Consider the following 21,140-nt stretch of genomic DNA (forward strand, 5'->3'; position numbering starts at 1 on the left):
ACAGCATTGTTTATGAAATCTGTGAACTGAACACAACCAATTGTAAAACAGCTACGGCTACCGTTGATGTTGTAAACACATTGGTTGCCAATGCAGATCCATTCGGAACCAAAACATCAGGTGCAACAGCGGTAACTGTTGGAAACGTTAAAACAAATGATACCTTAAACGGAATTGCGGTTACGGCAGACAACACTACAGTAACACCAAAAACAGACGGCATACTGAGCGTGGATGCAACGGGAGTGGTTACTCTTGCAGCCAATGCACCAAGCGGAAGCTACAGCATTGTTTATGAAATCTGTGAACTGAACACAATCAACTGTAAAACAGCAACAGCTTCAGTTGATGTTGGGAATGAAATAAAAGCGGTTAAAGAAACAACGACTGCTATTAATGGAAGTATAGGTGGAACAACTATAACATTAACGACGAATGATACTTTAAATGAAAATCCAGTTAATATAGGAACTAATCCGGGCCAAGTAAGTATTAGTATTGTTGGTACATTACCAACCGGATTAACCTTAAATGCTAATGGAACAATCACAGTTGCTCCAAATACACCTGCAGCAAATTATAATGTGGAATATACAATTTGTGAAGTTGGTGCTAATCCTGTAAACTGTTCTTCTGTAATCTCAGTTGTACCGGTTACAGCAGGAGATTTGGTTGCCAATGCGGACACAACAGCATCAGTTACGGGATCAAACACTCCACAGACATTAGGAGTAAATGTTCTGGACAATGATACTAAAAACGGAGTGAAACTAAATCCTGCGGATATAATCCTGACAGAATCAACGCCTGATCCAAAAGGATATCTGGTATTGAACCCGGACGGAACGGTAACCCTTGGAGCAAATGCACCGGCAGGAGATTATGAACTGACTTATACCATCTGCGAGAAACTGAATACAGACAACTGTAAATCAAATACGGTTACTGTGACAGTGACTGCGCCGACTATCGAGGCAGTTACAGAAACGACAGCATCAATCAACGGAAATACAGGAGGCACAACCGCTTCATTAACAGCAAACGATACTCTTGACGGAAAACCATTTGTTGTAGGAAGTAATCCTGGAGAGGTAACAATCAGTATTGTCGGGACATTGCCGACAGGATTGACATTGAATGCAGACGGAACAATCACGGTTGCTCCGAATACCCCAAAAGGAAACTACAATGTAGAATATAGAATCTGCGACAATAACAATTCAGGAAACTGCGACACTGTAATCTCAGTTGTACCGGTTACGGCAGGAGATTTGGTTGCCAATGCGGACACAACAGCATCGGTTACAGGATCAAATACTCCTAAGACATTAGGAGTAAACGTTCTGGACAATGATACCAAAAACGGAGTGAAACTAAATCCTTCAGATGTAATCCTGACAGAATCAACACCGGATCCAAAAGGATATCTGGTATTGAACCCGGACGGAACGGTAACCCTTGGAGCAAATGCACCGGCAGGAGATTATGAACTGACTTATACCATCTGTGAAAAACTGAATACGGACAACTGTAAATCAAATACGGTTACTGTGACAGTGACAGCGCCGACTATCGAGGCAGTTGCAGAAACGACAGCTTCAATCAACGGAAACACAGGGGGAACAACAGCTTCATTAACAGCAAACGATACCCTTGACGGAAAACCATTTGTTGTAGGAACTAATCCTGGAGAGGTAACAATCAGCATTGTGGGGACATTGCCGACAGGATTGACATTGAATGCCAACGGAACAATCACGGTTGCTCCGAATACTCCAAAAGGAAACTACAATGTAGAATATAGAATCTGCGACAATAACAACTCAGGAAACTGCGATACGGTGACTTCAGTTGTACCGGTTACGGCAGGAGATTTGGTTGCCAATGCGGACACAACAGCATCAATTACGGGATCAAACATTCCGCAGACATTAGGAGTAAACGTTCTGGACAATGATACTAAAAACGGAGTGAAACTAAATCCTTCAGATGTAATCCTGACAGAATCAACACCGGATCCAAAAGGATATCTGGTATTGAACCCGGATGGAACGGTAACTCTTGGAGCTAACGCACCGGCAGGAGATTATGAACTGACTTATACCATCTGCGAGAAACTGAATGCGGACAACTGTAAATCAAATACAGTTACTGTGACAGTTACAGCACCGGTTATTGATGCAGTTGGAGAAACATTGAATCCATCTATTAATGGAAGCATTGGAGGAACAACTACGGATTCTGTAATTGAAAACGATACCTTAAACGGAAATCAGGCTGTTATTGGAACACTTGCAGGTCAGGTAAAACTAACAGCAGTAAATGTTCCAGCGGGATTAATATTAAATGCAGACGGAACTGTAACTGTAGTAGCGAATACGCCATCAGGAGTTTACGATCTAGCATACCGTATTTGTGAGATTACGAATCCTTCAAATTGTGATGATGCAATTTCAAAAGTGACAGTAAACAATGGAACATTGGTTGCTAACTCAGATGATATCCCTGCTGTTACACCATCAAGTACAGGAAAGAATTTAGGAGTTAATATTTTTACAAATGATACTAAAAATGGCCAGCCTTTAAATCCTTCAGATGTAACATTGACAGTTTCAACACCAGATCCAAAAGGATACTTAACAGTTGACTCTGATGGAAACGTTAGTTTAGGAGCTAATGCGCCTTCAGGAGATTATGAACTGACTTATACAATCTGTGAGAAATTGAATCCAGGAAACTGCAGTTCAAATACAGTAAGAGTAACGGTTAGTGCTTTAATAATAGATGCAGTAGAAGAAACTTTAACGCCTTCTATTAATGGAAGCATTGGAGGAACAACTACAAGTTCAGTAATTGAAAATGATACGTTGAATGGAAGTTCGGCTGTTATTGGAACACTTGCAGGTCAGGTGAAATTAACAGCAGTAAATGTTCCAGCAGGCTTAACATTAAATGCAGACGGAACAGTAACCGTAGCAGCGAATACTCCTTCTGGAGTTTACAATATCGAATATAGTATTTGTGAAAATGCAAATCCTTTAAACTGTGATACTGCGATTTCTAAAGTGTCAGTTAATAACGGAAAATTGATAGCAAATGCAGATATTATTCCATCAGTTAAAGTATCTAATACAGCACAGAATTTAGGAGTAAACATTTTTACAAATGATACTAAAAATGGAACTGCTTTAAATCCATCAGATGTAAATCTGACAATATCAATGCCAGATCCAAAAGGATATTTAACAGTTAATCCGGATGGTTCAGTTAGTTTAGGTGCAAATGCTCCAGCGGGAGATTACGAATTGACTTATACAATCTGCGAGAAATTGAATCCAGGAAACTGTAGTTCAAATACAGTAAGAATTACAGTAGAAAGTAATCTTGTGGCGAATTTGGATTCAGTTCCATCAGTAGTTGGTATTAATACACCTCAAACATTAATTAATGTTTTTGCGAATGATACTAAAGACGGAAATCCTTTAGTGCCATCAGATGTAATTCTAACAACAACTGTTGCTGATCCAAAAGGGTATTTATCGGTTGATGCAAACGGAAATGCAATACTAGCTCCAAATGCACCAGCAGGTGATTATGAGTTAACATACTCAATTTGTGATAAGTTAAATTTATCTAATTGCAGTACAAATGTTGTCAAAGTAACGGTTAAGGATCCAGTAATGAATACAATCGTTGCAAATAATGACGAAGAAGGACCAATTGATGTGAAAAAAGGAATGAATGCTACGATTAACATTTTTGCAAATGACCTTTTAAACGGAGTGAGACCAAATGCATCAGATGTTGTTTTAACAATTGTAGTAGCAAATCCAAATGTAACGCTAAACGCAGACGGAACGGTGAGCATTGCTCCAAATACACCAGATGGAGTTTACAACGTAACTTATCAAATCTGCGAAGCTGCAAATACATCAAATTGCAGTCAGTCGGCAGTTGTTAAGATTACGGTAGTAAACAGTGTAACTCCAATTGATCCAGAGCCACCAATGCCTAATAAGATTACTTTAGTTGATGATACTAATATTAGTGTAGACGGAATTAATGGAGACTTAGAGTTCGTAAATGTTTTAGCAAATGATTTAATAAATGGATTACCTATTAATCCAGCAGATGTTATCGTGAAACCTTTAACAACGGATAACTATTTTGAGTGGAATGCTGACGGAACTGTAAGCGTAAAACCAAACACACCTGGAAAAACGTATACATTAACGTATCAGGTTTGCGAAAAAGCAGATCCATCAAATTGTGCAACAGCTGTATTGACTGTTTTTGTTGAAGTTCCAGCGATTGCAGTTGTTAAAAAAGCAACATTTAATGACGAAAATAAGGATGGTTTTGCAAATGCAGGCGAGACAATTACATACAATTTTACAGTAACAAATACAGGAAATGTACCGCTTAGAGAAGTTACAATAAACGATCCATTGCCAGGAGTGACTGTTTCAGGACAAGCAATTGATTTAGCAGTAAATGAATCTAACGGAACTAATTTCACCGCAGTTTACAGAATAACTCAGGAAGATATCAACAGAAAAACTGTAACCAATCAGGCAATTGCAAAAGGAAGCAGTGTAAGAGGAGTTGTTGTAGAAGATCAGTCAGATGATTCAGATAACAATGGAGATAATCCAACTATAATCAATTTAGACGGATGTACAATCGAAGTCTTAAAAGCTTTCTCTCCAAATGGAGACAGTAAAAACGAGAGATTCTACATTAGAGGAATTGAATGTTATCCAGATAATACAGTTGAGATTTATAACCGTTGGGGAGTTCTCGTTTTCAGTATAGATCAGTATAACAATAATGATAGAGCGTTTAGAGGATATTCTAATGGACGTTCAACAATTAAACAAACAGAAGGTCTGCCAGTGGGTACGTATTTCTATATTTTGAAATACAAAGACAATGCGAATGCTCCACAACAGAAATCAGGGTACTTGTACATTAATAAATAAAATAGATTACGGCTTGGTGTAAGCCAAGCCGTTTTAAAGCTTACTAAATGAAAAAGTTAATTTTAGTTTTTATGTTTTTTTCGATTGTGTCTCATGCGCAGCAAGATGCTCAGTTTACACAATATATGTACAACACAATCGAAGTCAATCCAGCTTATGCAGGTACACGTGGTGTTATGAGTGTGTTTGGATTGTATCGTACCCAATGGGTTGGTTTAGAAGGTGCTCCTCAAACCAGTACATTTTCTGTTAATACGCCTTTAAGTAATAGTGATTTAGGGCTTGGTGTTTCTTTGGTAAATGACAAAATCGGACCTACTACAGAAAATACATTATCAGCTGATTTGTCTTATACCATACCAACTTCGGCAACCTGGAATTTGTCTTTTGGTATAAAAGGAACTGCAAATCTTTTCAACATCGATATTAATAAATTGACGACAGAAGATCAGGACGATCCACAATTTCAAAGTCTTAAAAACAGATTTTCGCCAAACGTTGGAGCAGGGCTTTATTTTCATTCAGACCGTGCTTATATCGGACTATCTGTTCCAAACTTTATTGAAACCGATCGTTATAATTCTGATGATACTGCAATTTTTAAAGACAGAATCAATTACTATTTAATTGCGGGTTATGTATTTAATTTAGATCGTTTAGAATATATTAAGTTCAAACCTGCTTTGATGACTAAAATGGTAGAAGGAGCGCCTCTACAGGTAGACGTTTCCGGAAATTTTATGTTCAACGATAAATTTGTTCTTGGAGCTGCTTACCGCTGGAGCGCTTCAGTTAGTGCGATGGCAGGATTTCAGGTTACAAAAGGAATGTACATAGGATATGGTTATGATCATGAAACTACTAGATTGAGAAAATACAATTCAGGATCACATGAAATTTTCCTTCGTTTTGAGTTTTTCAATAATTATAATAAAATGATATCTCCGAGATTCTTCTAATTAATGCCAGTTATGAAAATTAAAAAAATAGGTTATACAGTTTTATTAGTATGCTTTTTTTTCCAATTAAATGCACAGAAGCAAAAAATGAGCAAAGAGGAAAAACTAAAAAAAGCAAATGAAAAGCTGATAAGCAAAGCCGATAAAAAATACGATGATTACGAATATGTTGATGCCGTAAAAGCATATAAACATATCTTAAAAAAAGGAATAGAGGACGAAAAAGTATTTCAAAGATTGGCTAATTCGTATTATTTTACTGGAGATTTAAGAAATGCAGAAAAATGGTATGGAGAACTTTTCAGAATAAATAAAGAACAACTGCCAGAATATTTATATCGATATGCACAATCTTTAAAATCGGTTGGGCATTATGAAAAAGCTGATAAAATTTTAGAGGTATTCGATACAAAAGCAACGTCACAAAATAGAGCCGCTTTAATTAGAAGTGACAAAAATTATCTAGCAGAAATTAAATCTAATTCGGGACGATATGAAATTGGAGATGCAGGTGTTAATACTGATTTTTCAGATTACGGCGGTACTGTTTACGACAATAAAATCATTTTTACCTCTGCAAGAGATACAGGCGGAATAGCTAAAACGAATTTTAAATGGACAAACAAATCGTTCTCTAAATTTTATACAGCAGATTTACTGCCTGACGGAAGTGTTGGAATAGTAAAACCTTTTCACAAAAGAGATAACGGAAAATACAATGAATCTTCTCCAATTTTTACAAAGGATGGACGTACAATGTATTTTACCAGAAACAATTTCATTGATGGCAAAAGAGGAGAAAACAGTCAAAAGGTAACACTTTTAAAATTGTATAAAGCAGAATTGGTTGATAATGAATGGAAAAATGTAAAAGAGCTGCCATTTAATAGTGACCAATACAGCACAGCGCATCCGGCTTTAAGCATAGATGAAAAAACATTATACTTTGCTTCAGATATGCCGGGAACTTTGGGAGAATCTGATTTGTATAAAGTAGCAATAAATGCAGACGGAAGTTTTGGAACACCAGAAAACTTAGGCGCAGTTATTAATACAGAAGGAAGAGAAACTTTTCCTTATATATCGGGAGAAAATGAATTGTATTTTTCTTCAGATGGTCGTCCAGGTTTAGGAGGACTTGATATTTATGTGACCAAAATTAATGATGACGGAACATTAGATGATATTCAAAATGTTGGCCAGCCGGTAAATAGTAAACAAGACGATTTTGCTTTTACAATTGATAGTAAAAACAGAAACGGATTTTTCTCTTCAAACCGTGAAAGTTCACATGGCATGGATAACATTTACCGATTTAATGAAACCAAAAGATTGGTATGTGAACAAGAGCTTTCGGGATTAATTACCGATGCAGAGTCTAATGAAATTGTAGCAAATGCTTCTCTTTTTTTATTCGATGAAAATTTCAATACTTTACAAACTATTGAGTCAGATGAAAAAGGACATTATGTGTTTAACAAAGTAAAATGCGGAAAGAAATATTCAATTCGAGTAGTTAAAGAAGGTTATAATCGCAAAGATGTTTCAGTTACTCTGAAGAAAGAAAATGGAAAAACAGATTTCCCAATTTCACTTCAAAAAATCATCAAACCAATTGAAGTTAAACAAATCGCAGTTAATAAAGTTGTTGTAAAACCGGTAAAAGTTGCCAACATTAATATTGGAGCAGATTTAGTAAAACTACTTCATATTCCGATGAACTTTTTTGATTTAGGAAAAGCAACAATCAAAAAATCGTCAGAACCGCAATTAATGAAAGTGGTAGGAGCATTTAACCAATATCCGAATTTAAAATTAGATATTCGTTCGCATACCGACAGCCGTTCTTCATCTGAAAGCAATCAGATTTTATCAGACAAAAGAGCGCAGTCAACGAGAGATTGGTTAATAAGCAAAGGAGTTGATCCGAGCAAATTGACTGCAAAAGGATACGGTGAAACACAATTAGTCAATAAATGTGCAGATGGCGTAAAATGTACAGAACAAGAACATCAGCTAAACAGGCGAAGCGAGTTTATTGTCGTAGAAATGTAAAATAAATTAAACCCTTTTCTAAAATTATAGGAAAGGGTTTTTATTTCTGGAATATTAGGATTAACATTATCAGCATATCATTCCGTAGGAATGTTTCGTCGGTAGAAAATAATATTGGTGTAAAAGAGCCGTTAGGCTCGAAACATTTTGTAAGGCCGGATTTTTAATCCGGTTTAATTATACGATCCCAGATTAAAGAGCCGTAGGTTGGACACATATTTAGCAAACAAATGAACCGTTCCTATGGAACTCATTTGATGATGATCAATTTATTTCAACGGATTTCAATCCGTTGCTACAATATTTTACATTCCTCTGGAATTTTTGAAATATTTATAAAGAATAGTTCTCTCACAATTAAAGCCCAAGCGGAGTGAAATGTTGCTCCTTCAGATTTTTTTCTACAGTAATTTTTATTACTATAAAAATGAAATAACTCCGTTAGGAGTTACTCGTCTGTAAAAGTTAAAAAATCAAATTTTCATCAAAAAACAATTCTAAAAAATTTCATTCTTTGCGTTATAATTTTGAAAATTTAGATTTTGATGTATTTTGTTTAAAATGAATTAGTTGGGTTTTAAAAAATCGATTTCGTTGCAAATTGTGTTGGTTTTTATTTTAACTTTATAAAATTAAAAACTTTTCATTATGACTGTAGATCAAATACTTAAAGCAAAAGGACGAAATGTTTATTCTGTTGTTTCCAATTTAACGGTTTATGAAGCCTTAAAAGTAATGGGAGAAAAAAATATTGGAGCAATCTTAATTATTGACGACAATAATTTAAAAGGAATATTATCGGAAAGAGATTATGCCCGTAAGATTGTTTTAAAAGATAAATCTTCCAAAGAAACTTTTGTTCATGAGATTATGGAAAGTAATGTTTTCACAGTAAAACTTTCAGATAATCTTGAAGATTGTATGGAACTTATGAGCGAAAAAAGAATACGACACCTGCCAGTTCTCGAAGACGGAATCGTCGTTGGAATCATCTCGATCAGCGATGTAGTTAAGGCAATTATAGAAATTCAGAAAGATACCATTCAGCATTTGAATTCTTATATTTCTCAATAAAGTATAGCTAAAAGCGATAAAAATTTAAAACGAGTCCAATTCTGTTGGACTTTTTTTATTTATCCAAATAGAATTTCGGAAAAAGAAAACGCTAAAAAGACTCCATTTTAAAACTAGACTTATATCTTTGTAAGCTAGATAAAAGCTAAAATAATGAACAAAGAGAGTAAAAAAAGAGAAGCGTTACTGTACCACTCAGAGCCGACTCCAGGAAAAATTCAGGTAGTTCCAACAAAAAAATATGCAACACAAAGAGACTTATCATTGGCTTATTCGCCGGGAGTTGCAGAACCATGTTTAGCAATTGCAGAAAACATTGATGACGTTTACAAATATACAGCAAAAGGTAACCTAGTTGCCGTAATTTCAAACGGTACAGCCGTTTTAGGTTTAGGAGATATTGGTCCAGAAGCAGGGAAACCTGTAATGGAAGGAAAAGGTTTATTATTTAAAATATTCTCTGATATTGATGTTTTTGATATCGAAGTAGATACAAAAAATGTTGAAGAATTTATTCAGACCGTAAAAAATATCGCTCCAACTTTTGGAGGTATTAATCTTGAAGATATCAAAGCGCCAGAATCTTTTGAAATCGAAAGAAGATTAATCGAAGAATTGGATATTCCGGTAATGCACGACGATCAGCACGGAACAGCAATTATTTCTTCTGCAGCTTTAATCAACGCATTGGAATTGGCTGGCAAAAAAGCCGAAGATGTAAAAATGGTAGTTTCAGGAGCAGGATCGGCAGCAATTGCTTGTACCGATTTATATGTTTCATTAGGAGTAAAAGTTGAAAACATTTTAATGTTTAATAGTAAAGGACTTTTAACAAAAGATAATCCTTCACTTTCGGAACTTCAATTGAAATATGCAATTGACGGAGCTAAAATAGATTTAGCAGAAGCGGTAAAAGGAGCCGATATTTTCATTGGATTATCTTCTGGAAATATCCTTTCTCCAGAAATGCTGCTTTCTATGGCAAAAAGCCCAATCGTTTTTGCAATGGCAAATCCGAACCCGGAAATCGATTATAATCTGGCTGTAGAAACAAGAAAAGACGTTATTATGGCGACAGGACGTTCAGATTTTCCTAATCAGGTAAACAACGTTTTAGGTTTCCCATATATTTTTAGAGGGGCATTAGATGTTCGTGCTAGAAAAATTAACGAAGAAATGAAAATGGCAGCCGTAAAAGCTTTAGCCATTTTAGCAAAAGAACCAGTTCCAGAGCAGGTTAACGTTGCCTACGGAGCTACAAAATTAGGTTTCGGACAAGAATATATTATTCCAAAACCATTTGATCCTAGATTAATTACAGTTGTGGCACCAGCAGTTGCAAAAGCAGCAATGGAATCTGGAGTAGCAAAAAATCCAATTACTGATTGGGTAGCTTATGAAGACACACTGCGTGAGCGCATGGGGAATGATAATAAAATGGTTCGCTTAATTACAAACCGTGCCAAATTAGATCCAAAGAAAATTGTTTTTGCAGAAGCTGATCAATTAAATGTTTTAAAAGCGGCTCAAATTGTATATGAAGACGGAATTGGATTCCCAATTTTATTAGGAAACAAAGAAGTTATCTTAGAATTAAAGCAAGAATTAGGTTTTGATGCTGATCTTGAAATCATTGATCCTAAAACAGACGAAGAAGAAGACAGACGTAACAGATTTGCAAAATCTTTCTGGGAAACAAGAGGGCGCAGAGGAGTTTCAAAATTAGATGCAGAGAAATTCATGCGCGAAAGAAACTATTTTGCAGCAATGATGGTGAATGAAGGTGAAGCTGATGCATTAGTTACGGGACATTCAAGAAGTTACCCTTCTGTTGTAAAACCAATGATGCAGTTAATCCCAAAAGCACAAAATGCTTCACTTATAGCAACTGCAAACATGATGTTGACGTCGCGCGGACCAATGTTTTTATCAGATACTGCAATCAATATTAATCCATCTGCACAAGATTTGATTAATATTGCAATTATGACTTCAAAAACAGCAAAAATGTTTGGAATTGAGCCTGTTATTGCAATGGTTTCGTTCTCAAACTTTGGTTCTTCAACTAGCGAAAGCGCTTCAAAAGTGAGAGAAGCAGTAGCTTATTTACATAAAAATCATCCGGAAATGATTGTGGATGGAGAAATTCAGGCAGATTTTGCTTTAAATCAGGAAATGCTTGAAGAGAAATTCCCATTCTCTAAACTGGCTGGTAAAAAAGTAAATACGTTGATTTTTCCTAATCTGGAATCGGCAAATATCACGTACAAATTGTTAAAAGAATTGTATAAAGTGAATTCAATTGGACCAATTATGATGGGTATGGGTAAACCAGTCCACATTTTCCAATTAGGTGCAAGCGTAGAAGAAATGGTAAATATGGCAGCCATTGCTGTTATTGATGCGCAGGAAAAAGAAAGTAAAAAGAATAAAGTAACACAATAAAGGTTCTAGTAGGGATTGGATAAATTTGTCGTAGTTTTATGGCATTTTTGTTATATTTGATACTAATAAATTATAGGTAATGATAGCACATTTGCAGGGAAGATTAGTTGAAAAGAATCCTACAGAAGTTGTAATTGATTGTGGAGGTGTTGGTTATCAGGTGAATATATCGTTGCATACCTTCTCCTTACTGCCAAATTCTGAAAATATAAAATTGTATACGCATCTTCAGATCAAAGAAGATGCGCATACTTTATATGGTTTTGCTGAAAAATCGGAGCGAGAAATTTTCAGAATGCTGATTTCTGTTTCGGGAATTGGAGCTGGTATTGCTAGAACGATGCTTTCATCAATAGAACCAAAACAAATTATAAATGCCATTGCATCTGGAGATGTTGGCATAATACAGTCCATTAAAGGGATTGGAAACAAAACAGCCCAAAGAGTTATACTTGATTTAAAGGATAAAGTTGTTAAATTGTACGATATAGACGAAGTTTTTGCAGTTCAAAACAATAGAAACCGAGATGAAGCGTTATCTGCTCTAGAAGTCCTAGGTTTTGTTCGAAAAGCTTCTGAAAAAGTAGTAGAAAAGATTGTTAAAGAAGATCCAGAAGCTACTGTAGAAACAATTATCAAGAAAGCTTTAAAAAGCTTATAAATTCATTTTATATAAAAGAATTCTATGCGTAAAATTTGTATTTTGTTGCTGGTCTTACTCTGCGGTAATGTTTTGCTTGCGCAGGTTACCCCGGCAACTCAAGATACAACTAAAACTCAATTTTCGGTTGGTAAAATTGAGCTTGAAGACCCCCCAAGTGTATTATCGGCTTACAAATACGATCCTATCACAGATCGTTATATTTATACCAACTCAGTTGATGGTTTTTCTATCGATTACCCTTTAATTCTAACTCCAAGAGAATACGAAGATTTAGTTCTGAAAGAATCCAGAAGGAATTATTTCAGAAAAAAAATGGATGCCATTGATGGCAAAAAAACTGGAGCAGAAGCTGCTAAAAAAGATTTACTTCCAAGATATTACATTAATTCAAGTTTGTTCGAAAGTATTTTCGGAAGTAATACTATTGATGTAAAGCCCACAGGATCAGTTGAAATGGATTTAGGGTTGCGTTACACTAAACAAGATAACCCTTCATTTTCACCAAGAAACAGATCCAGCTTGACTTTTGATTTCGATCAAAGAATAAGTATGAGTTTAATGGGGAAAATTGGAACACGTCTAGAAGTTAATGCAAACTACGATACACAATCGACTTTTGCGTTTCAGAACTTATTTAAACTGGCTTACACACCTTCTGAAGATGACATAGTCCAGAAAGTTGAGGTGGGTAATGTCAGCATGCCATTAAACAGTAGCTTGATAAGAGGTGCCCAAAGTTTATTTGGGGTTAAAACGCAATTGCAATTTGGTAGAACTACAATTACTGGAGTATTCTCAGAACAGAAGTCTCAAACCAAAAGTATAGTCGCAGAAAGTGGAGGGACAGTTCAGAACTTCGATTTGTTTGCGTTGGATTACGATAATGACCGACATTTCTTCCTTTCGCAATATTTTAGAAATAAATACGATAACTCTTTACGTAATTATCCACTTATCGACAGCCGTGTTCAGATTACAAGATTAGAAGTGTGGGTTACCAATAAACAGAACAGAGTAATTGCAAACAATAATAACTTAAGGAATATTATTGCACTTCAGGATTTAGGTGAAGGACAGGTAACTGGCGTGCCTGATAATGAAGTGGTCGTAATTACAAATACAGCAGGTTTTTTTAATAATCCTATAGATTCTCCTACGGACAATACAAATAATAAATACGACCCAGCTACTATTGGGCAGGCAGGAAGTTTTTTAAATTCTAATATTAGAGAAATTGTTACTGCAAATTCTGGTTTTAACAATGCAAATACCAGCGAGGGAACCGATTATTCGATTTTAGAAAACGCCCGTAAATTAACCACACAAGAATATACTTTTAATCCGCAGTTAGGATATATCTCATTACAGCAGCGCTTAGCCAATGACGAAATTCTGGCTGTAGCATTTGAGTATACAGTAGGAGGAAAAGTGTATCAGGTTGGAGAATTTGGTAGCGATGGTGTAGATGCAACTGTAGTTACAGGAAACAACAATGGCAACCAAGCGATTGTATCACAGAGTTTGGTTTTGAAAATGCTGAAAAGTAGTTTGACAAACGTTAAAAATCCAGTTTGGAACTTGATGATGAAAAACGTCTATCAAATTCCGCAGGCATACCAAATCAAACAAGAAGATTTCAGGCTTAATATCCTTTACACAGATCCATCGCCTATAAATTATATTACTCCAGTGACAGGGACAACATTCCCGACCAATCCATCACCGGAGGATATGGTAGAAAAAACTCCTTTATTGAATGTTTTTAATCTGGATCGTTTGAATTATAATAATGATCCGCAAACAGGAGGAGATGGTTTCTTCGATTATGTTCCTGGAGTAACAGTTGATGTACAAAATGCCCGAATTATTTTTACAACAAAAGAACCTTTTGGAGAACTTTTGTTTAGAAAATTAGGAGGCGGAAACTATAGTGATCCAACGACGTATAACGATAACCAGAGAAAATATGTATTCCAGAATATGTATCGAAATACTCAGGCTGCCGCTTTACAAGAGGGAGAGAAGAATAAATTTTTATTACGAGGAAAATATAAATCATCAGGAAGTAATGGTATTCCTATTGGCGCATTTAATGTACCGCAAGGATCTGTTGTGGTAACGGCGGCAGGAAGACGATTGGTGGAGGGAATCGATTATAGTGTCGATTATCAATTAGGAAGAGTGCAGATTTTAGATCCTTCGCTTCAAGCGTCAAATACACCTATTGAAGTTTCGCTGGAAAACAATTCTATTTTTGGACAACAGACCAGAAGATTTATGGGAGTAAATGTCGAGCATAAATTTTCAGATAAATTTGTTCTTGGCGGGACTATTTTAAAGATGACGGAACGTCCTTTTACTCAAAAATCCAGTTACGGGCAAGAATCTGTAAATAATACTATTTTTGGTTTTAACGGAAACTATTCAACTGAAGTTCCATTTTTGACCAGATTAGCAAACAAACTGCCAAATGTTGATACAGATGTTCCTTCTAATCTATCGATTCGTGGAGAAGTTGCCTTCTTAAAACCTGATGCTCCAAAAGCAAGTGATTTTGAAGGAGAAGCAACCATTTATATTGATGACTTTGAAGGAACCCAGACTACAATCGACATGAGGTCTGCTTATGCTTGGAGTTTGTCATCTGTTCCTTTTATTAATGAAGCCGGAGATCCAACTTTTAATGCTAATTATGAAGACTTAAGGTATGGTTACAAACGAGCAAAGCTTTCTTGGTACACTATTGACCCTGTTTTTTATGCTTCTAAACCTTCAGGAATATCAAATGATGATTTGTCTTTAAATTCTACGAGAAGGGTTTACAGCCGAGAGCTTTATCCAAATACCGATATTGCTCAAGGTCAGATTCAGGTTATTAATACACTAGATTTAACTTATTACCCATCTGAAAGAGGACCTTATAACAATAATCCTGATTTTGCGACAACTAATCCTTCAGGGAATTTTGGAGGTATCATGCGTGCTTTAAACTCAACCAATTTTGAGCAGGGGAACGTGGAGTATATTCAGTTTTGGGTTTTGGATCCGTATGTTGGAAATGGACAGGCGGAGCCGGGAAATAGCGGAAAAATCTATTTCAATTTAGGTGAAGTTTCTGAAGATGTTCTAAAAGACGGAAGGAAACAATACGAAAACGGATTAGGTCCAGGTCAGGTTATGGTAAATCCACGACCAATCTGGGGAGATGTTCCAGCCTCTCAGTCATTAATCTATGCCTTTGATACCAATGCGGATAATCGTAAAAACCAAGATGTCGGTTTAGATGGTCTTCCAAGTTCAAGAGAAGGTGAAGTTTATACAAATTATGCAGGAGAGAAAGATCCAGCAGCAGATGATTATACTTATTATTTAAATACAACAGGAGGAGTCTTAGATCGTTATAAAAATTATAATGGAACTGAAGGTAACTCTGCAGTAAGTGTAGATGATCCAAATCGTGGTTCTACGACACTTCCTGATGTTGAAGACATCAATAGAGATAATACCATGAGTACCATCAATGCATATTATGAATATAGTATTGATATAAAACCAGGAATGGAGGTTGGTGATAAATATGTTACAGATGTTAGGCCAACTACCGTTGATCTTCCAAACGGAGGGACAACCAATGCAAGATGGATTCAATTTAAAATTCCTGTTTCTCAGCCACAAAAAACAATTGGAAATATCACTGATTTTAGATCAATTCGTTTTATGAGAATGTTTATGACAGGATTTAATGATCAAATGACAGTTCGTTTTGGATCTTTAGATTTGGTTAGAGGAGAATGGAGAAAGTATACAGGAGTATTAGATGCAAATTATCCTAATCCCGCAGGTGACGGAGTTGAATTTGATGTAGCGGCAGTAAATATTCAGGAGAACGGAACAAAGCAACCAGTAAACTACGTAATTCCGCCAGGAGTTCAAAGAGAACAATTGTATAACAATAATACAATTATTAATCAAAATGAACAGTCATTGGCTATGAGAATTGGCGGGACTGGTTTACAATATCAAAATGCAAAAGGAGCGTTTAAAAGTGTGAGTGTTGATATGCGACAGTATAAAAAACTAAAAATGTTTTTACACGCAGAATCGATAACAGGAGAAGTTCCGTTAGAAGATGATGAAATGATTGGATTTATTCGTTTCGGAAATGACCTTACGCAAAATTTCTATCAAATTGAGATTCCTTTAAAAGTAACTAAACCAGGTGGCTCAGCTGCTGTAAGTCCAGATTTAGTTTGGATGGATCAAAATAATATTGATTTAGCGATGTCATTGCTGACAAGAATGAAAATATTAGGAATGAATATCGATATTAATTCTCCAAAAAGAGATATTAATGGTATTTATTATCCTGATAACGATCCCGATGTTGAAGGAGGAGATAAAGATTCTAAATTAAAATTAGGTATTAAAGGTAATCCGAATTTTGGTTTGGTTCGAAATTTAATGGTCGGAGTAAAAAGCCAGTCAGACCACAAAGATTTGAAAGGAGAAGTTTGGTTCAACGAACTTCGTATGTCCGATTTGGAAAACAAAGGTGGTATGGCAGCTCTATTAAATGTAGATACCAATATGGCCGATTTGATGACATTGTCTGCATCTGGTAAAAAGAGCACAATTGGTTTTGGATCTTTGGAACAAGGTGCGAACGAAAGAGATCGTGAAGATATTCAGCAGTATAACATTGTAACCAATATAAACTTTGGAAAATTACTGCCTCAAAAGTGGGGTATAAATCTTCCGTTTAACTATGCAATTGGAGAAGAAGTTATAACGCCGGAATATGATCCTTTTAATCAAGATATCAAACTGAAACAATTAATTGCAGAGACTACAGATCCAGCAGAAAAAGATAATATTAGAACACGTGCAGTAGATTATACCAAGCGTAAAAGTATTAACTTTATTGGAGTAAGAAAGGATAGAGCGCCAGAGCAGAAACCTCATGTTTATGATGTAGAAAACTTTACATTTTCTCAATCCTATAATCAAGTTGAAAGACATGATTACGAAGTCGAAGATTATGAAGATGAACAGTCTAGTACGGCTGTAAATTATGCGTACACTTTCCAGCCAAAAGAAATAGTGCCGTTTAAGCAAAACAAATTCATGAAAAAAAGTGATTATTGGAAAATGTTGAGTGATTTTAATTTTAATTACCTGCCTTCTAATATTTCTTTTAATTCAAATATCATCAGACAGAGCAACCGTCAACAATATAGACAAGTGGAGTTGGAAGAGGGAAGCATTGGTCTTGATCCGCTTTACAGAAGAAATTTTGCCTTTAATTATCAATACGGATTTGCTTTTAATTTAACCAAATCATTGAGATTAAATTATACAGCTGCTTCTAATAATATTGTTAGAAACTTCTTGAATGATGATAATACACCAAAACCAGATTTTAATATTTGGGATGATTATTTTGATATTGGTATACCAAACCAGCATTTACAGCAATTAAAATTAGATTATGATATTCCAATCAATAAAATTCCAATTTTTAGTTTTGTAAAGGCACAGTATTCCTATACTGCCGACTACAATTGGCAGCGATCATCAACAGCTATGTCTACTTATGTTGAGAATGATGTAACTTGGGATTTAGGGAACACAATTCAAAATGCCAATTCAAATACTTTATCTACAACATTAAACATGAATTTGCTGTATAAATATTTAGGGCTGACTCCAGGAGGAAAACCCGCAGCAAAGGCTAAACCGGCAGCACCGCCAAAGCCAGGAGAAAAAATTGTAAATACACCTAAGCAAGCTACTAGCAGCAGTCCTTTTTATGATGGATTGATTGGCGTATTGACTAGTGTTAAAAATATTCAGATTAACTATACAAAAAATAGCGGAACTGTTTTACCAGGTTATATTCCAGGTGTTGGTTTCTTTGGTACATCAAAACCATCTTTAGGATTTGTCTTTGGAAGTCAGGATGATGTACGTTACGAAGCAGCTAAAAACGGATGGTTGACGACTTATCAGAACTTTAATCAAAACTTTACACAGGTAAGCAATAAACTTTTAAAGATTACAGCAAACGTAGATTTATTTCCAGATCTAAAAGTTGATTTATCAATGGATCGTTCGTATTCAGAAAACTCTTCAGAGCAATATAGCGTAGATCCAACTACTGGAAAATACATGCCTTTGTCTCCGTACACTTATGGGATGTTTTCTATTTCGACTGTATTGATAAAAACGGCTTTTTCTACAAGCAACGAAACACAATCTGCTGCATTTGATGATTTCAGAAGTAATCGTTTGATCATTGCCAATCGTTTGGCTGAAGATCATTACGGTCCAGGACCTATTCCAAGATATGATGCGTCTACTTTGCCTGCAGAAGATCCGTCAGCACCTGCAGATGATCTCGCAAATCCAAATAATGCTCAGAGAAAGATAATCCAGTCAAATGATGGTTACCCTATTGGTTTCAGTAAAAGCAATCAGGCGGTTTTACTACCGTCGTTTTTGGCAGCTTATACCGGCGCTGATGCATCGAAGTCTTCTACTGGAATTTTTAGAAGTTTCCCAATACCAAACTGGACTGTGAAATATAATGGTTTAATGCGTTATAAATATTTTAAAGATAATTTTAAACGTTTCTCTTTACAGCATGCCTATAGAGCTTCTTATACCATAAGTCAGTTTAGATCTAACTTTGATTATTTGGAGAATCCGAATGGACAGGATGTTAATTCTAACTTCTATAATAAAACCATTATGTCGAATGTCAATTTGGTAGAGCAGTTTAGTCCGCTTATCAGAGTTGATTTTGAGTTGAAAAATTCATTACGATTATTGACAGAAGTTAAAAGAGACCGTGCTTTGTCTATGAGTTTTGACAATAATTTATTGACAGAAGTGAAAGGAGTAGAATATGTAGTAGGGTTAGGATACCGTTTTAAAGATGTTATTTTCTCTTCAAGGCTGGCAGACAATCCAACAGGAATTATCAAAAGTGATATCAACCTTAAAGCAGATTTTTCATTTAGAAATAATGAAACGTTAGTAAGGTATTTGGATTATGATAATAATCAGCTGGCGGCAGGACAGAATATCTGGACTTTAAAGTTAACTGCTGATTATTCTTTCAGTAAAAACTTGACTGCGATATTCTATTACGACCATTCGTTCTCGAAAGCTGTGATTTCGACATCATTCCCTTTAACGAATATTAGATCAGGTTTCACACTTCGTTATAATTTTGGAAATTAATTTTAGGTTTCTAAACTAGATTTCATTAGAAGATTATTACATTTGTGGCTTAAATTTTAAATTATCAATTTTCAAACATACTATTATGAGCATACCAGCAAATTTAAAGTACACAAAAGATCACGAATGGGTTAGCATCGAAGGAGATGTTGCGACTGTAGGAATTACTCATTTTGCACAAAAAGAGTTAGGAGATATCGTGTATGTTGAGGTAGAAACTTTAGATCAGACACTTTCAAAAGATGAGGTTTTTGGAACTGTTGAGGCTGTAAAAACAGTTTCAGATTTATTCTTGCCATTAACAGGTGAAATCATTGCTTTTAATGAAGATTTAGAAAGTGCTCCAGAAACTGTAAATTCAGATCCTTACGGAGCTGGATGGATGATTAAAATTAAAATTGCTGATGCTTCAGAAATTGATACTTTATTATCTGACCAAGCTTATAAAGATTTAATCGGTGCCTAAACAACTCTTATTAATTTGGGCGATTATCTGCTCGGGAATTATAGCGTATCTGTGTCTAACAGATTCGGGTAATTTGCCGGTAGTTAATTTTCCAAGTTTGGATAAAATTGTACATTTCTGTTTCCATTTTGGATTTACAATTTCGTGGATTTTGTTTTTCAAAAAAGAATTAAAAGGAAAAGAAGCAGACGATTATAAAGCGTATTTGATTTCGTTTATATTCTCTGTCTTTTTTGGGATTACAATCGAGATTCTGCAAAATGCCCTTACAGTTACAAGAGCGGCAGATATTTCAGATGTTTTGGCCAATGCACTTGGGGCGTTTGCGGCAGTTTTTTCTGCTATCGCTTTCAAAAAGCAGATAGATAAGATATAAAATAGTAAAACCCACTTCGGTGGGTTTTTTTCTGCAAGAAAATCAAAGTTTTAAAAGACTATTTTTTATCAATATAAAATGTACTTTTGTGCTGGTTTTCTGCAACTTTGATTGTTATGAATGTAAAGCAATATTTAGATTCCACTTATTTAAAAACTGCCTCGCAAGCTGGTCTTTCTGAAGCAGAAAATACTATTGTTGTAAAAAAAGCAATTGCCGAAGCGATTCAGGAAGGTTTCAAGTTGATTATGATTCGTCCAGAATATGTTTCTTTAGCCAAAGAAATGATTGTAAAAGCCAATTCAGTTTTATTGGTTGGAACTGTAATTGATTTTCCAGAAGGAAAGTCAAGTCTGGAAACGAAAATTAAGGAAGCTAATGAAGCAATTGCAAACGGAGCTGACGATCTAGATTTTGTATGCAATTACGAAGCTTTCAAAAATGGGGAAATAGATTTAGTAAAAAAAGAAATCTTAATAGGAACCCAGATTGGTTTAGCCAATAATAAAACAGTAAAATGGATTATAGAAGTTGCGGCTTTGACAGATAAAGAGATTATTCAATTGTCTGCACTAATCAAAAATGTTGTGGTTTCTCATTTTAATGAAGAAGATTTTGGTTCTGTTTTTGTAAAATCTTCTACAGGTTTTTACAAAACGGAAGACAATCTTCCAAATGGAGCGACAATTCCAACCATAATTATAATGCTCGAAAATGCTTCGCCATTACCAGTAAAAGCAGCTGGAGGTGTTCGTTCGTTTGAAGAAGCATCAGAAATGATTCGTTTAGGAGTCAAACGAATTGGAACTTCGGCAGCGAAAGCCATTGCTAATGGAGAAATTTCCCCAAATCAATATTAAACAAATACCAATAT

10 protein-coding genes are annotated in these 21,140 nt (G+C 35.4%); all 10 read left to right on the top strand.

Translation table 11 applies throughout. The annotated features are described in order from the left end of the window. Positions 1 to 4,982, top strand: a 4,982-nt coding sequence (locus tag BM289_RS08120; RefSeq protein ID WP_091492349.1) for a T9SS type B sorting domain-containing protein, incomplete at its 5' end; no start/stop codon positions are given. Between the two features lie 47 nt (positions 4,983 to 5,029). Continuing rightward, complete coding sequence (locus BM289_RS08125; RefSeq protein WP_091492350.1) at positions 5,030 to 5,941, top strand: PorP/SprF family type IX secretion system membrane protein; 912 nt, start codon at positions 5,030 to 5,032, stop codon at positions 5,939 to 5,941. 12 nt (positions 5,942 to 5,953) lie between these two features. Beyond that, positions 5,954 to 7,996: an OmpA family protein gene (locus tag BM289_RS08130; protein WP_091492841.1), complete on the top strand. Its 2,043-nt coding sequence runs from the start codon at positions 5,954 to 5,956 to the stop codon at positions 7,994 to 7,996. 648 nt (positions 7,997 to 8,644) lie between these two features. Continuing rightward, positions 8,645 to 9,070: a CBS domain-containing protein gene (locus tag BM289_RS08135; protein WP_091492352.1), complete on the top strand. Its 426-nt coding sequence runs from the start codon at positions 8,645 to 8,647 to the stop codon at positions 9,068 to 9,070. Between the two features lie 153 nt (positions 9,071 to 9,223). Continuing rightward, positions 9,224 to 11,515 (top strand): NADP-dependent malic enzyme, encoded by a 2,292-nt coding sequence (locus BM289_RS08140; RefSeq protein WP_091492353.1) that lies wholly within the window; start codon positions 9,224 to 9,226, stop codon positions 11,513 to 11,515. A gap of 79 nt (positions 11,516 to 11,594) precedes the next feature. Continuing rightward, entirely contained in the window at positions 11,595 to 12,176 is a 582-nt protein-coding gene (ruvA, locus tag BM289_RS08145) for a Holliday junction branch migration protein RuvA (protein ID WP_091492355.1), read from the top strand. Positions 12,177 to 12,200: 24 nt separating this feature from the next. Next, entirely contained in the window at positions 12,201 to 19,424 is a 7,224-nt protein-coding gene (gene sov / locus BM289_RS08150) for a T9SS outer membrane translocon Sov/SprA (RefSeq protein ID WP_091492356.1), read from the top strand. 85 nt (positions 19,425 to 19,509) lie between these two features. Further along, a complete protein-coding gene (gene gcvH, locus BM289_RS08155) occupies positions 19,510 to 19,890 on the top strand; it encodes a glycine cleavage system protein GcvH (protein WP_091492358.1) in 381 nt (126 codons plus the stop codon). Beyond that, positions 19,883 to 20,266: a VanZ family protein gene (locus BM289_RS08160; protein WP_091492360.1), complete on the top strand. Its 384-nt coding sequence runs from the start codon at positions 19,883 to 19,885 to the stop codon at positions 20,264 to 20,266. Before gcvH ends, BM289_RS08160 begins: the two co-directional genes overlap by 8 nt. Before the next feature lie 116 nt (positions 20,267 to 20,382). Then, positions 20,383 to 21,126, top strand: coding sequence for a deoxyribose-phosphate aldolase (gene deoC / locus BM289_RS08165; RefSeq protein WP_091492361.1), 744 nt, complete (start codon positions 20,383 to 20,385; stop codon positions 21,124 to 21,126). The last annotated feature ends 14 nt before the right edge of the window (positions 21,127 to 21,140 follow it).

Source organism: Flavobacterium phragmitis, from assembly GCF_900112575.1.
Taxonomy (GTDB): Bacteria; Bacteroidota; Bacteroidia; order Flavobacteriales; family Flavobacteriaceae; genus Flavobacterium; species Flavobacterium phragmitis.